General features: G+C 42.9%; 13 protein-coding genes. 10 read left to right on the top strand and 3 right to left on the bottom strand.

Going from position 1 to position 12,862, the window contains the following annotated elements:
- The first annotated feature begins 265 nt into the window (after window positions 1–265).
- From sucD to porN, 8 genes are all read left to right on the top strand, one after another.
- Complete coding sequence (gene sucD, locus AC23P2_RS12315) at window positions 266–1,141, top strand: succinate--CoA ligase subunit alpha (RefSeq protein ID WP_122931681.1); 876 nt, start codon at window positions 266–268, stop codon at window positions 1,139–1,141.
- 224 nt (window positions 1,142–1,365) lie between these two features.
- A complete protein-coding gene (locus AC23P2_RS12310) occupies window positions 1,366–2,478 on the top strand; it encodes a DUF4271 domain-containing protein (RefSeq protein WP_487773473.1) in 1,113 nt (370 codons plus the stop codon).
- Between the two features lie 11 nt (window positions 2,479–2,489).
- Window positions 2,490–3,272: a uroporphyrinogen-III synthase gene (locus tag AC23P2_RS12305; RefSeq protein ID WP_183973783.1), complete on the top strand. Its 783-nt coding sequence runs from the start codon at window positions 2,490–2,492 to the stop codon at window positions 3,270–3,272.
- A 160-nt stretch (window positions 3,273–3,432) separates the two neighbouring features.
- Entirely contained in the window at window positions 3,433–4,392 is a 960-nt protein-coding gene (locus tag AC23P2_RS12300) for a PorP/SprF family type IX secretion system membrane protein (RefSeq protein WP_487773472.1), read from the top strand.
- Between the two features lie 276 nt (window positions 4,393–4,668).
- Entirely contained in the window at window positions 4,669–5,784 is a 1,116-nt protein-coding gene (gene porK / locus AC23P2_RS12295; RefSeq protein WP_028525221.1) for a T9SS ring complex lipoprotein PorK/GldK, read from the top strand.
- 124 nt (window positions 5,785–5,908) lie between these two features.
- The gene (gene porL, locus AC23P2_RS12290) at window positions 5,909–6,715 is read left to right on the top strand and encodes a type IX secretion system motor protein PorL/GldL (protein WP_028525222.1); all 807 of its coding nucleotides are present in this window, start codon (window positions 5,909–5,911) and stop codon (window positions 6,713–6,715) included.
- Between the two features lie 71 nt (window positions 6,716–6,786).
- Entirely contained in the window at window positions 6,787–8,382 is a 1,596-nt protein-coding gene (porM, locus tag AC23P2_RS12285; RefSeq protein WP_487773471.1) for a type IX secretion system motor protein PorM/GldM, read from the top strand.
- Window positions 8,383–8,458: 76 nt separating this feature from the next.
- Window positions 8,459–9,532 (top strand): type IX secretion system ring subunit PorN/GldN, encoded by a 1,074-nt coding sequence (gene porN / locus AC23P2_RS12280; protein ID WP_487773470.1) that lies wholly within the window; start codon window positions 8,459–8,461, stop codon window positions 9,530–9,532.
- A gap of 64 nt (window positions 9,533–9,596) precedes the next feature.
- Here the strand turns inward: porN and AC23P2_RS12275 are convergent, their stop codons facing one another.
- Complete coding sequence (locus AC23P2_RS12275; RefSeq protein ID WP_487773469.1) at window positions 9,597–10,607, bottom strand: glycosyltransferase family 2 protein; 1,011 nt, start codon at window positions 10,605–10,607, stop codon at window positions 9,597–9,599.
- A 66-nt stretch (window positions 10,608–10,673) separates the two neighbouring features.
- Here AC23P2_RS12275 and radC point away from each other — a divergent pair, with 66 nt between their 5' ends.
- Window positions 10,674–11,384 (top strand): RadC family protein, encoded by a 711-nt coding sequence (gene radC / locus AC23P2_RS12270; protein ID WP_487773468.1) that lies wholly within the window; start codon window positions 10,674–10,676, stop codon window positions 11,382–11,384.
- Window positions 11,385–11,470: 86 nt separating this feature from the next.
- On the top strand, window positions 11,471–11,776 hold the full coding sequence (locus tag AC23P2_RS12265) for a transposase (protein WP_487773467.1): 306 nt from the start codon (window positions 11,471–11,473) through the stop codon (window positions 11,774–11,776).
- Window positions 11,777–11,926: 150 nt separating this feature from the next.
- Here the strand turns inward: AC23P2_RS12265 and AC23P2_RS12260 are convergent, their stop codons facing one another.
- Both AC23P2_RS12260 and AC23P2_RS12255 read right to left on the bottom strand, forming a co-directional pair.
- On the bottom strand, window positions 11,927–12,535 hold the full coding sequence (locus tag AC23P2_RS12260; RefSeq protein WP_487773753.1) for an IS5 family transposase: 609 nt from the start codon (window positions 12,533–12,535) through the stop codon (window positions 11,927–11,929).
- The gene (locus AC23P2_RS12255) at window positions 12,447–12,689 is read right to left on the bottom strand and encodes a transposase (protein WP_487773752.1); all 243 of its coding nucleotides are present in this window, start codon (window positions 12,687–12,689) and stop codon (window positions 12,447–12,449) included. The genes AC23P2_RS12260 and AC23P2_RS12255 overlap by 89 nt, the downstream gene beginning before the upstream one ends.
- Between the last annotated feature and the right edge of the window lie 173 nt (window positions 12,690–12,862).

The following is a 12,862-nucleotide window of genomic DNA, read 5'->3' as shown; positions in this document are numbered from 1 at the left end:
AGGCTAGGTTCAAAAACCGTTTAATACAAGGCTCTGACGTAAAAAAACTACCCAAAATCCCTGTCTCAAGGGCTTTAACAAGGTAGGGGATATTCTCCATTTTCGTCGCTAATTGGGGCGTTTTTTTTTGAATTTAAAATTTTTCTTGACGAATAACTTTTGTACTTTCTTCATTTAAACCTACTTTTACTGGAAAATTTTAGACTCCTGTCTTGAATAAAATAAAGTTAACATCTTGAATCACGCAATTTTACACTAACCACCAATGAGCGTATTAGTCAATAAAAATTCCAAGATAATTGTACAGGGATTTACAGGTTCGGAAGGAACCTTCCATGCTCAACAAATGATTGAGTACGGTACGAATGTTGTCGGAGGCGTTACTCCAGGTAAAGGAGGACAATCTCACCTTGAGCGTCCTGTGTTCAACACAGTCGCTGATGCTGTTGCAACAACCGGCGCTGATGTCTCAATTATTTTCGTTCCACCTGCATTTGCAGGCGACGCTATCATGGAAGCGGCTGATGCGGGTATCAAGGTGATTGTTTGTATTACCGAAGGTATTCCAACCAAAGACATGATGATGGCCAAAGAGTACATCCGTACCAAAGAATGCCGCCTCATCGGACCTAACTGCCCAGGTGTTATGACTGCCGACGAATGTAAAGTAGGTATCATGCCTGGCTTTATTTTCAAGAAAGGGACGATTGGGATTGTGTCTAAATCAGGTACGTTGACTTACGAAGCCGTGGATCAGTTGAGCCGTGTGGGCCTTGGCCAAACTACTGCCATCGGTATCGGTGGTGACCCAATCATTGGTACAACTACCAAAGAAGCGGTTGAATTACTTATGAATGACCCTGAAACAGAAGGTATCGTCATGATTGGTGAAATCGGTGGAAGCATGGAAGCTGACGCTGCTCATTGGATCAAAGAAAACGGAACAAAACCTGTCGTTGGTTTCATCGCAGGCCAAACAGCGCCAAAAGGACGCCGTATGGGGCACGCGGGTGCCATCATCGGTGGAGCAGACGACACTGCCGAAGCAAAAATGCGTATCATGCGTGAGTGTGGCATCCACGTGGTAGAATCTCCTGCACTTCTTGGCGAAACGATGTTGAAAGCATTGGGCAAAGCCTAATAAATACCGTCAAAATGTATAATTTTGCAGGCAATTATCGCAAACGATAGTTGCCTGTTTTTTTATTGTCTGATTATATCATCGACAAAAGCCGCACAAACACGTTGATTTTCTTAACACATAGTACTTCCAACTATTCTAGCTTAGGAACGTTTTCTTCCTTGGCCAAATCGCGTGTTTTTTACCCAAAACGCTGCTTTTCCCTGTTTTTTGTTCTTTTTTCATTGACTGCTAAGGCCGAGGTAGGTCCCAACAAACAGTACTTTTTGGTCAAAGATTTGACCCAAGATTGGCTAGTGTATGACCAACGCGAAAAAGAATACGTGCCTTACGTGGCCGAGCAGCACAACACCCAACTTTCCATCAATACCATTGTTGACATTGAGAGTAATCGGCATTATGAATTATTAATTTATGTCGATAAAAACAATTATTTGTTTTTGAATAGCTCCTTGAGGCAAAACCTGAAAGGTGGACAGTGGTATGTAATGAGCATTGATAGTTTGTACAAAGTGTATCGCCGTCCGCAGCTAATGCTTACACTTTACGGCACTCCAGGGCAAGTTGGCAAGACGATACTCATTGGGCATAAAAAAGCCGCTATCGAAAAACTCATCACCATCGAAGAAGAATCGTTCTTAAATCTTCTTCCCAAAGAAGATGCCCGCATTTCCAATTTTTTCATTCTTGGACTATTGTTTTTACTCTCCTTTGCTGCTTTTCTCTTCAACGGTTATCCCCGCGCCTTCGAGCGGCTTTATAGCCTCCCCGATTTGTTTCAGGTAGATGTACGCGACGAATCGTTTTTAATCAATAAGCCTTTTAGTAGGGTCAACCTGCTGTTTGTCGTACTCTTGTGTTTGGAGCTCGGCTATTTGTACATTTTTACCCAAGACAAACAATATAATTTATTCTCGTCCAAAGAACTCATTCTATCTGGTCAATCGCTTTTTGATACTTGGGTTGACTACATCAAGGTCATCTTTATTTGCTTGGGCTTGTTGTTTGCAAAATACGCGGGACTGTATATTCTTGGCTCTTTGTACAACTTAGAAGGAGTGGCTAATATCCATTTTTTCAAAATCCTGCAATCCTCACTACTATTTTACAGCAGTCTGCTTCTTTTGGCGGCTTTAACGTCGTTTTATATTGTTGATTGGACTGTTTTGGTGCGGTCTATGCTGCTTATACCAGGCGTAATTTTCTACGTTTTGAGGATAATTCTTATCTTCTTTACAATTAGCAGGAGCACAACTGTTAAAAGTTTATATTTAATTTCGTACCTTTGCATCGTCGAATTAATCCCCCTCATCATCGGGGTTAGGTATGCCCTGTAGGAAGTTCTGATATGAGTGAAACGATTTTGATGCAACAAGACCGATTGAATAAAGTAGAGAGTATTCTTGTCTCACAAGCTCGTCCAAGTGACGAAAAATCCCCTTACTTCGAGTTAGCGCGCCGGTACAACCTCAAGGTTGATTTCCGCCCGTTTATAGAAATACAAGGGATATCATACAAAGATTTTCGTAAACAGAAAATCAACATTATGGACCATACGGCTATCATCTTTACGAGCCGTAATGCTGTTGACCACTTCTTCCGAATCTGTAAGGAGGCCAAGCTCGAAATGCCCGCTGAAATGAAATATTTTTGCGTGACCGAGCAAACCGCCAATTATTTGCAGAAATATATTCAGATTCGGAAACGCAAAATTTTTGCGGGTCAAAAAACAGCAGCCGATTTGCTTGATCTTATCAAAAAGCACAAAAACGAAAAGTTTTTATTCCCGTGCTCTGATAAGCGTCGCAATGATATTCCTGAGTTTATGGGCAACCATGAATTACACCTGACGGAAGCAGTCATGTACGAAACCGTGTCAGCCGATTTATCCGACCTGACCGATGTATATTACGACATTTTGTGCTTTTTTAGCCCATCTGGAATTACGTCTTTGTTCCGTAACTTCCCTGATTTTGAGCAGAATAAAACTCGTATTGCTGCCTTTGGCCCAACAACCGCCAAAGCTGTCACGGATGCAGGTTTGATTTTGGACATTGAAGCACCAATGCCCAATGCTCCTTCCATGACAGGGGCACTCGAAATTTACATTAAAAAGGCCAATAACCTTTAAAAGTAAAGCAACGAAACACCATTCCAATGAACTCTTGGAGGTTGTTGCAACATTAGAATCATTTTATGCGTTAAGATAAGGGTTGAGTCTTCAACCCTTTTTTTATATCAAATTTTTTTCCCTAATTGTCGTTTGTATTGAAAATACCCCCTTTTTCTATATGAAATACCCACGGCTACTTCTATTGAGTATTATAAGTTGGTTAGGACATTCTGCCATCTCGCACGCCCAGCAGGACGCACAGTTTACGCTTTTTCCTTTCAGCCAGCTTTATTTTAACCCAGCTACGGCAGGGGAAGACGGTACTACGCGTTTTCAGCTTATCAACCGTATGCAATGGCAAGGTTATCAAACCTCCAGCGGCGAAGGTGGCGCCCCCAATACCCTGATGTTTACGGGAAGCGTGCCGCTTAATTTTATTAAAAGCGCCATTGGGGTCAATTATGTAAACGACCGACTTGGTGCCATGGGTAGCCAAGAAGTTCAGTTGTCGTATGCTTATAAGATGAACATCAACGATAATACCTTAGCGCTTGGTGCTCGCGTTGGATTTCAGAACCGTTACATTGATTTTAATAAATTAATCTCGCGTGACCCGGGTGATCCACTGATCCCAACTGGGCGACTGGGACAAAGCCAGCCCGACATTGCCTTGGGGGCTTTTTACGATGCTACCACCTTTTACGTGGGCGCGAGTATCAATCACCTCAACCGTCCGAAGTTTAGTTTGAGTGGAGATGCTCAAAATGCCTTAGAACCCAACGCTTATCTAACCGCAGGTTATCGTTTTGAGCCTATTTATGGTCTGATTATTCAACCAATGGTACTTGTAAAAACGCCCGTTAATTTCAGTACCAAAACCCTTTCTATCGAAGGAGGTGCCATGGCAACTTGGAATGACTGGATTTTTGGAGGCATTACCTACCGCTTACAGGAATCTGTTAATTTACTTGCTGGGGTCAATTGGCAATCATTTCGATTGGGTGGTGCGGTCGATTTAACAGGTTTTGGTAGAACAACCAAAGCCCCTGCATCGTTTGAGATGATGTTATCGTATGCCTTACCACCATTTGTTAAGCGTAAAGCTATGCCCGTTCGTACACCACGATTTAGATATTAGAAACAAGCGCAATTACCCTATTTATCAACTGTATTCTACTATTTGCTGAAACTTTTTTACTACGACAAGCCATTTGGCAGAATTATTGTTAGACCACCAGTACAGGTTTGATAAAAAGTTATCGCTTTTTTAGTAATTTTGGGCTGTTTTTAGAATTTTTAGGGCTCAGTAGCGAACTAATTGCGATAATAAACAACAGAAATTTAAAAACAAGCACACAATAAACTCATAGAACTTCGTTTCTATACTGAAATTTTGAATCTAACGGGAATAACCATGAACAAAAGGGGATTTTTCGGCTATGCCACCAAAGGAGCTTGGATTGTGATGGTAGCAGTCATGCTACAAAGCTGCGGTTTTGTCAAAGACAAATTTGGCGGTAAAAACAGCAAAGGAGGAAGTAAAGGTGGCAAAAAAGGAGCCAAACAAGAGGTCGGTGTTCGGAATGGGGAAGTCATTGCAGCTGGTCGTAAAGATTACAAGCAAGATACACCCTATGGTATGGTCTTGATTCCTTCAGGCTCGTTCATGATGGGACAAGCTGATGAAGACGTAGCAGCAACGCAGGTAAACTTCAACCGCCGCGTGACAATTACTTCTTTCTACATGGACGATACTGAAATCACCAACCACGAGTACCGTCAATTCGTCACTGCTTTGATGACCGACTCACTGTCTGTGCTAGGTGAAGAAGAAATCATGGCAAAGTATCACCCAGACACAACAGTATGGCGGAAAGACTTCACCTATCACAACGGTGACCCAATGACCGAATACTACTTTTCTCACCCAGCCTTCGACACTTACCCTGTCGTAGGTGTTAGCTGGAAAGCCGCTCGCTATTTCTCAACTTGGCGCTCTAATCTGTACAACGATTACCGTTCAAAAGAAGGGAAATACAGCTCACCTAAGTTCCGTCTTCCTACCGAAGCAGAATGGGAATGGGCAGCACGTGGTGGTCGTGCTTCGGCCAAATACCCTTGGGGTAACCCTTACGTGGCCAACGGCAAAGGTTGTTTCCTTGCGAACTTTAAACCACAACGTGGTAACTACGATGCCGACGGCTACCCTTACACTGCTCCTGCCAATGCCTACAACGCCAACGATTATGGCCTTTATAACATGGCAGGTAACGTAGCCGAATGGACACTAGATGCCTTTGCCGACAATGCGACCGTTGTTAACTGGGATATGAACCCAATGAATGATAATCCTGACGAACCACGTAAAATTATCCGTGGTGGTTCATGGAAAGACGTCGCTTACTTCCTCGAAACAGGAACACGTAGCTGGGAATATGAAGACAACAAACGTGCTTTCATCGGTTTCCGTTGCGTGGTCGAAAACCTAGCAGGACGTGCCGCAACTGCTCGCGGAGGACGTAAAAGATAATCCATCAAAATGATTTTACTGAATTGGGGTGCTGCCCATAAAGCGGCACCCCAATTTTTGTCCCTTTCTATATTAAAACAAATAATTTCTAACTGATCTCATAACCAATTTTTTTGATTAAATCATGGCAGCACAAAAGCAAGGTATTTTCTGGAGTAAAATAGTCCCTACTGCTTATGCGCTCGGTGCAGCGGTTGTTATCATCGGTGCCTGGGCAAAAATTACTCACGTCGAAGGTGGCGGTGAGATTCTAACAGTTGGTCTTTTGACTGAAGCTTTCATTTTCGTATTATATGCAGTTCAAAGTTTTCTATATCCTGCTGCCGACGAATACGCTTGGGAAAAAGTATATCCTGAATTATTAGACGACTCGGCACCAGTAGCCGCCCCTCGCAAAGAAGAGAAAAAAGGAACAGGCTTAACAGCCAACATGGATAAAATGCTTGCTGAAGCAAATATCACTCCTGAGATTTTCCAAAATTTGGGTAAAAGCTTTAAGAGCTTGACGGATAATGTTTCAAAAATCGGCGATCTGACGGACGCAACCGTGGCTACGAACGATTACGCTAAAAATGTAAAAACAGCATCTGGCGCAATCAACGAAATGAACAAGTCGTACGGAGTAGCTATCAACGCCATGTCATCAATGGCGGATGCGACCAAAGACGCACAACAATACCGTGAGCAGTTTCAGCTCATTACTAAAAACATGGGCGCCCTTAATGCAGTTTACGAACTAGAATTGCAAGATACGACGAAGCATTTGAAAGCGATGAACGCTTTCTACGGTAATTTGACGACTGCCATGTCAAACATGGCTGATGCGACGAAAGAATCACAGCAGTTCAAAGCCGAAATGTCTAAGTTGACTACCAACATCACGTCGCTTAACAATGTGTATGGTAACATGCTTGCTGCCATGCGTGGCTAAAACGTGTTCTTAGGTCTCGTACCAAGAGCAAGTATCTGTAATACCGTAAACTAAAACTGTAATCTACAAAAATGGCAGGAGGAAAAGAGTCACCCCGGCAGAAGATGATCGGGATGATGTATCTAGTACTAACAGCGATGTTGGCCTTGCAAGTGAGTTCGGCGTTATTGGAAAAATTCCAATTGTTGAACACAAGTATGGAAGGTTCGGCAAATGCTGCCAATAAAATAAATCAAAGAACGGTTGAAAGCATCCGCGACAAAGTGGAAAAGTCTGGAAACCGTGCGTTTGAAGTCGCTATCGTAAAACAAGCCGAAGATGTGCGCAAAATCGCCAGCGGGATTGTATCAGAGATAGATGCCATCAAAACAAAACTTATCGACGAAGCGGGTGGTGGAATTGACCCCGAAACGGGCAAAGTGAAAAACCCCAACGAAGAAGATAAAGTGGCTATCTACATGATTGGTCCTGGTAAAAATGGGAAAGCGTATGAGCTTAAAAGCAAGTTGAACGGGTTTGTTGACCAAATGAACAAGCTTGCTGGTACGAACTTTGCTCCGTTGGCACTCGACGGCAAAGACGATCCTCTCGCTAAACGTGATGCTGATCAGCGCAACAAAGATTTTGCAGCTATCAACTTTGAACAAACGCCCGTTCCAGCAGCGTTGGCGGTATTGAGCCAGCGCCAATCGGAAATCCGTCGTTTGGAAGCAGAGGTGTTGGATGCCCTCGCCGCAAAAGTAGGAGCAAAAGACATCAAGTTTGACAAAATTTTGGCCATGATTAGTGCCGAGTCGAAGGTGGTTGTGGCTGGGACGAAGTTCAAAGGCGAAATGTTCATTGCCGCTTCTTCTAGTGCGCTTACCCCACGCATGAGCTTGGGTGGTTCTCCAGTACGGGTTCAAGATGGTAAAGGTATTATCGAGTTTACGGCACAAGGTGGTGCATACGACAAAGATGGTTTGGCCACAAAAGTATTGCAAGGAGTTATTTCATTCCCAACCCCAAGTGGCCGCGATACGTCTATTTCAATGAAGTATGAGTACAAAGTAGCTCGTCCGACGTACCAAATTGAAACAGGAACATTGCCGCCGCTTTACCTTGGTTGTAAAAACGTGTTGAGCGTACAAAGTGCCGCACTTGGTGCCTTGTGGAATCCATCATTTGGTGGCGATGGTGCCGAATTTATCAACAACGGTAAAGGAAAAGTAATCATCGTACCCAACAGCCGAAACGTAACCCTCAGCATTTCAAACCAAGGAAATGTAATGGGTAATGAGCCATTCCGCGTTACACCAGTTCCTCGTCCAAGTCTTGAGTATTACATCAATGGAGCTTTGGCAGATGAGCGTAAAGGTGTTCAGGCAAGTATGGCACGTAACATCCGCGTGGATGCTGTTGCAGACCCAAGCTTTAAAGCTTTCTCGCCTGAAGACGCAAGTTTCCGTGTTTCAGAAATGACCGTTCGACTTGTACGCAACAACCGCCCTGTTGGTCAGCCCGTAGTTATTAGTGGTCCTAGTGGTTCAATTGCACCATTGGCATCACAAGCTCAGGCTGGTGACCGTCTGTTTATTGAGGTTTCGGGCGTTCAACGTAAAAACTTTAAAGGAAGCGTAAATGATGCGGGTTTACCTACTCAGTTGAGAAACATTCCTTTGAACTAATATTTTTGCAGGAAACAAGCATATCGTTTGTAACAAATTGTTCGTTAATACCCTAGCGAATTAAATACAAAATAAAATGAACAGAGTCAAAACCTTATTGGGATGCGTAGCATTAGCTACTGTGAGCTTAGGAGCGTTGGCGCAGGAGAAAGATAACCGTGGGGTTAATCCGCTCTCAGTACATGAATTCAATGATGCAGACATCATGATGAAACGTACACTGTGGCGTCGGTTGGATTTGAAGGAAAAGCAAAACCAGCCCATGTTTTCAAAAGGTAACGAAATCACCAAGTACATCATGGACGCCGTGAAAGCGGGGCTTTTGGATGCTTACGTTGACCAAGATATGACCAAGAAAATGACGATGGACGAGTTTGTAAAAAAACTCCAAATCCCTAATCAAGGTCAAGTACTAACGGAAGAAGAAAAGAAAGCTGGCTTTGGGCTTGACAACGCTACTACAGGTACAGACGGCTGGGGAGACACCAAAAAGGATGACAAAAAAACAGCTGCCAAACCTGCTGACGATGGCTGGGGTAGTACTCCTAAGAAAGAAACCCAGCCCGTTGATGATGGTTGGGGTACTCCGACTAAAAAGAAAACCACAAAAGGTAAAAAAGGAGCTGTTGTAGCGAAAGTTCAACCTCCAAAAGTGGATTCTACAGAAATCAAGAAGAAGATGGCCGAAGAAGCTGCTGCTAAAGCCGCTGCAGAAGCCACTGCACTTGCTGAGAACATGTACTTCCCTGATCAGTTGTCAGTATTGGAAATTAAAGAAGACTGGGTGTTTGACCGTAAGCGTTCACGCCAATACTATGACATTCAGACGGTTACAATCTATATCCCTGCCGATGTACACCCCGCTGGCCTTGAAATGCCTGTGGCTACAATTAAGTACAAAGACTTGGATAAGCTTTTCCGTAGTGACCCGAAAAAATTCATTTGGTTTAACGAATATAATACCGCTCAACACAAAAACCTAGCCGATGCGTTCGACTTGCGTTTGTTCAACGGTCGTATTACAAAACTTTCAAATCCAATGGATCGCGACCTTATCAGTATCTATGGTAGCGAAAAATCAGCTCTTTGGAAATCAATTCAAGTAGAAAACGAATTGATGGAACTAGAGCACGGTTTGTGGGAATACTAATCCAATGACACTACAAAAAAGGCGGCCCGAGGGTCGCCTTTTTTATGTTCCAGCTTTTTGTTTCCTAAGAAGGATACTCTATATGAGCTCCCGTTTCGCGGTGGGTTTTGGCTTCAAATAATCGCGTCCACCCTTCTTGAATAAAACCAAATCCATAACCAAACAACTGCACAAATGCCGCAATAACGCTCAAAAAACCAACCTTTACACTTTTAGACTGACGGGTAGCATCCATAAAAAGGAGCGTGATGTAAAGACAAAGAAAACCCGCACCCAAATAAAATAGCCACGGATGAATCAACCCTAAAAAAGGAATACTCAGGCAACCCAGCGTAAATAACAGAGGAAAAGTATGTACTAATTTCAACTCAGTAGGATAAAACCTCCCAATATTGATACGAGCCCGACCAAAAAAACGTAATTGTCTAAAGAAAGCTCCAAAGCCAGTCCTTCGCTTATGGTATATAAAAGTTTCAGGAATGAGCGCTGACTTGAAGCCCAATCGAAGCGCTGAAATACTGAAAATAATGTCCTCTCCCATTCGGCTGATTTGAAAGCCACCCGTTTTCTCCCACACTTTTCTCGACAGCCCCATATTAAAACTTCTTGGGTGAAACGTACCTCCTAGATTGCTTTTTTTACCCCGAATCCCCCCTGTTGTAAAAAACGATGTCATCGAATAGCTAATCGCCTTTTGAATGGCCGTAAAACTTGGATGATCGGTGTCAGGACCACCATACAAATCCACATAATCGGTATTCAAACGATTGTCAACTACTGCTAAATAATTGGGTTCTAAAAGTGCATCTGAGTCCAAAAGAATAAAATAGTCTCCTTTGGCACGTTCAAAGCCATAGTTTCTGGCAAACCCCTGTCCTCCGTTCTCTTTGTAGTAGTAAGCAATGTCTAACTGTGACTTAAAAGCGTCCACAACGTCTTTACATTTGATTTTGGAGCCATCTTCCACGACCACTACCTCAAAGTTTTTGAAGGTCTGTTGGGCAAGACACTCCAGCAATTCCCCTAATTCATCGGGGCGATTATAAACAGGTATGATAATACTATAATTGCGCATATCGCATGATTTTCCACGGCAAGTTACTATAATTTTCAGCAAGATTGAGCAACCTCGCATTTGAATATGGCTTTTGAAGAAACAGAGTACAGCACTTCACGGCGGATTTTAAGTTGGGCAGAAGAAGACCGTCCCCGCGAAAAGTTATTGTTAAAAGGGAAAGGGGCATTGTCTGATGCCGAACTCATCGCCATTTTGATTGGTTCGGGCACGCGAGAATTATCAGCCGTTGATTTGTCAAAAATTATTCTTCAAAAAGCAAGCAACAACCTCAATGAGTTAGCAAAAATTAGCCTCAAAGATTTAATGAAGATCAAAGGAATCGGCGAAGCAAAAGCGATTTCTATCGCCGCAGCCTTGGAATTAGGAAGGCGTAGAAAAGACAGCGAGGTAGTGCGCCGCCCCAAAATAACCTCTTCTAAAGATGCTTATGAACAAATCAGATCGTATTTGATGGATCTACCCCACGAAGAGTTTTGGATTTTGCTTCTCACTCGTTCCAATGAAGTCATACGCCCAGTTCAAATTAGCCAAGGAGGAATCTCGGGCACCGTTGCCGACCCCAAAATCATTTTTAAATCAGCCTTAGAACACCTTGCGAGTTCGATGATTTTGGTACATAATCATCCTTCTGGCAATTTGAAACCAAGTGAAGCCGACAAGGAGCTTACCCGTCGACTGGTTACTTCTGGCAAACTGCTTGACATTCCTGTTTTAGACCATTTGATTGTCTCTGAGCTTGGCTACCTAAGTTTTGCTGATGAAGGAATGTTGTAAAAAATGTCGAAGGTCGAATGCAGAGTGTCGAATATGCTGTTGTCCTTTGTCCTTGCCTAAAATAGGTTGCCTTCAAAACGCAACAAATGATGGCAAATTCAAAATTAAAAACTAGTAAAAGTACAAAATACGAGATTCGTAAAAGTCGTATTTTCAGTGAGGCGTTCAAACGTGAGAAAATAGCAGACATTCTCAACAAAAGGATTCGTATTATTGAATTTTGTAAATTGTGGGGAGTGAGTACAACGACGGTTTATCGTTGGATTTATGAGTATTCACCAAACCACACAAGAGGTACGACTATGGTTGTTCAACAAGATTCCGAAGCGGTTAAGACGCAAGAACTACTCAAACGAGTAGCTGAATTAGAGCGTATGAATCTAGCCCGCTAAAAAGTTGGACACAAATTAGGGTATAACTTTTAAATTTGTGATTCAATGGGAAAGCATCAAAAATCATGGAGTCAGGAGGAAAAACTGACCATAGTGAATTACTACAAAGAACACGGAGCTGCTAAGACATCTAAGAGTATGTTTTGGAAACTAATTTGGCAACCTATTGAGCAGTATGGTTGTATAGGCAATTTGTAGCATGGCCTCAGAAGATTCAACGGTTTTCTCGTAATCCTTTGCCAATCGGCGTCTGAAATTGAGCCATCCGAACCACCTTTCGACCTGCCAGCGGTTTTTCTGTGGCACGAATCCTTGAGCCGATTCTGGTTTTTGTACAATTTCTACCTTCCAGCTATACTCTTTACAGGCATGTTGGATGAAAGTCGTCTTATAACCATGGTCTCCGATGATTGCCTGCAAGCGAGGTACCTTACCTTTTAAGCTTTCAAGTGCTCTAATACCAGCTTGGTTATCAGATACCCCAGCAGAAGTCACTTTGACGCACCACGGGATGCCTAAGGTATCTACTAAAATCGTCCTCTTTCGTCCATTTATTTTTTTATTCCCGTCAATTCCTATTTCTGTACTGACGAATTGAACTGACTTAATACTTTGACTATCAATAGCAAGTAAACTAGGTGTGGCCTGTCTTTCTTGTCGTTTACGTTCTTCAATGGCAAGGCAGTCCAGCAATTCCTCCCAAATACCGCGCAGCTTGAACTTTCGAAAATGATACGGGGCTGGCCATCCAGTAAACAGTCTGCCATGGAGGGTACTTACTTTCCATATTTCGCCATTGGGAACCCGTGTTGTTAATCCAAAATATGGCGTTCACTATCGTTCGCAGCGAATGATGGCGGGCTCTTTGGTTATCAATTATTTTTTCGACAACTTGCCACTGAGAGTCAGTCATTTCAGAGAATTTCTCTTTCATTTAGCTTGTTTGAGGTGAGATTCAACAAGTTAACGACTGACTCTTTTTATTCGTTTTATACAATCCAAAACATACTCTAAGGAGTTTAACGTCTCGAGTGCAAACATATATAACTGGGTTTCCCAGTACGAAAAAGGAGGTTTTTCAAGCCC

Source organism: Runella sp. R0.1_18 (assembly GCF_057652155.1).
This window is presented reverse-complemented; position numbering and strand designations above follow the sequence as displayed.

Excerpts from the sequence above, each read along its gene's own strand:
- sucD (WP_122931681.1), top strand. The coding sequence starts at position 266 with ATGAGCGTATTAGTCAATAAAAATTCCAAGATAATTGTACAGGGATTT.
- AC23P2_RS12305 (WP_183973783.1), top strand. The coding sequence starts at position 2,490 with ATGAGTGAAACGATTTTGATGCAACAAGACCGATTGAATAAAGTAGAG.
- AC23P2_RS12300 (WP_487773472.1), top strand. The coding sequence starts at position 3,433 with ATGAAATACCCACGGCTACTTCTATTGAGTATTATAAGTTGGTTAGGA.
- porK (WP_028525221.1), top strand. The coding sequence starts at position 4,669 with ATGAACAAAAGGGGATTTTTCGGCTATGCCACCAAAGGAGCTTGGATT.
- porL (WP_028525222.1), top strand. The coding sequence starts at position 5,909 with ATGGCAGCACAAAAGCAAGGTATTTTCTGGAGTAAAATAGTCCCTACT.
- porM (WP_487773471.1), top strand. The coding sequence starts at position 6,787 with ATGGCAGGAGGAAAAGAGTCACCCCGGCAGAAGATGATCGGGATGATG.
- porN (WP_487773470.1), top strand. The coding sequence starts at position 8,459 with ATGAACAGAGTCAAAACCTTATTGGGATGCGTAGCATTAGCTACTGTG.
- AC23P2_RS12275 (WP_487773469.1), bottom strand. The coding sequence starts at position 10,607 with ATGCGCAATTATAGTATTATCATACCTGTTTATAATCGCCCCGATGAA.
- radC (WP_487773468.1), top strand. The coding sequence starts at position 10,674 with ATGGCTTTTGAAGAAACAGAGTACAGCACTTCACGGCGGATTTTAAGT.
- AC23P2_RS12265 (WP_487773467.1), top strand. The coding sequence starts at position 11,471 with ATGATGGCAAATTCAAAATTAAAAACTAGTAAAAGTACAAAATACGAG.
- AC23P2_RS12255 (WP_487773752.1), bottom strand. The coding sequence starts at position 12,689 with ATGACTGACTCTCAGTGGCAAGTTGTCGAAAAAATAATTGATAACCAA.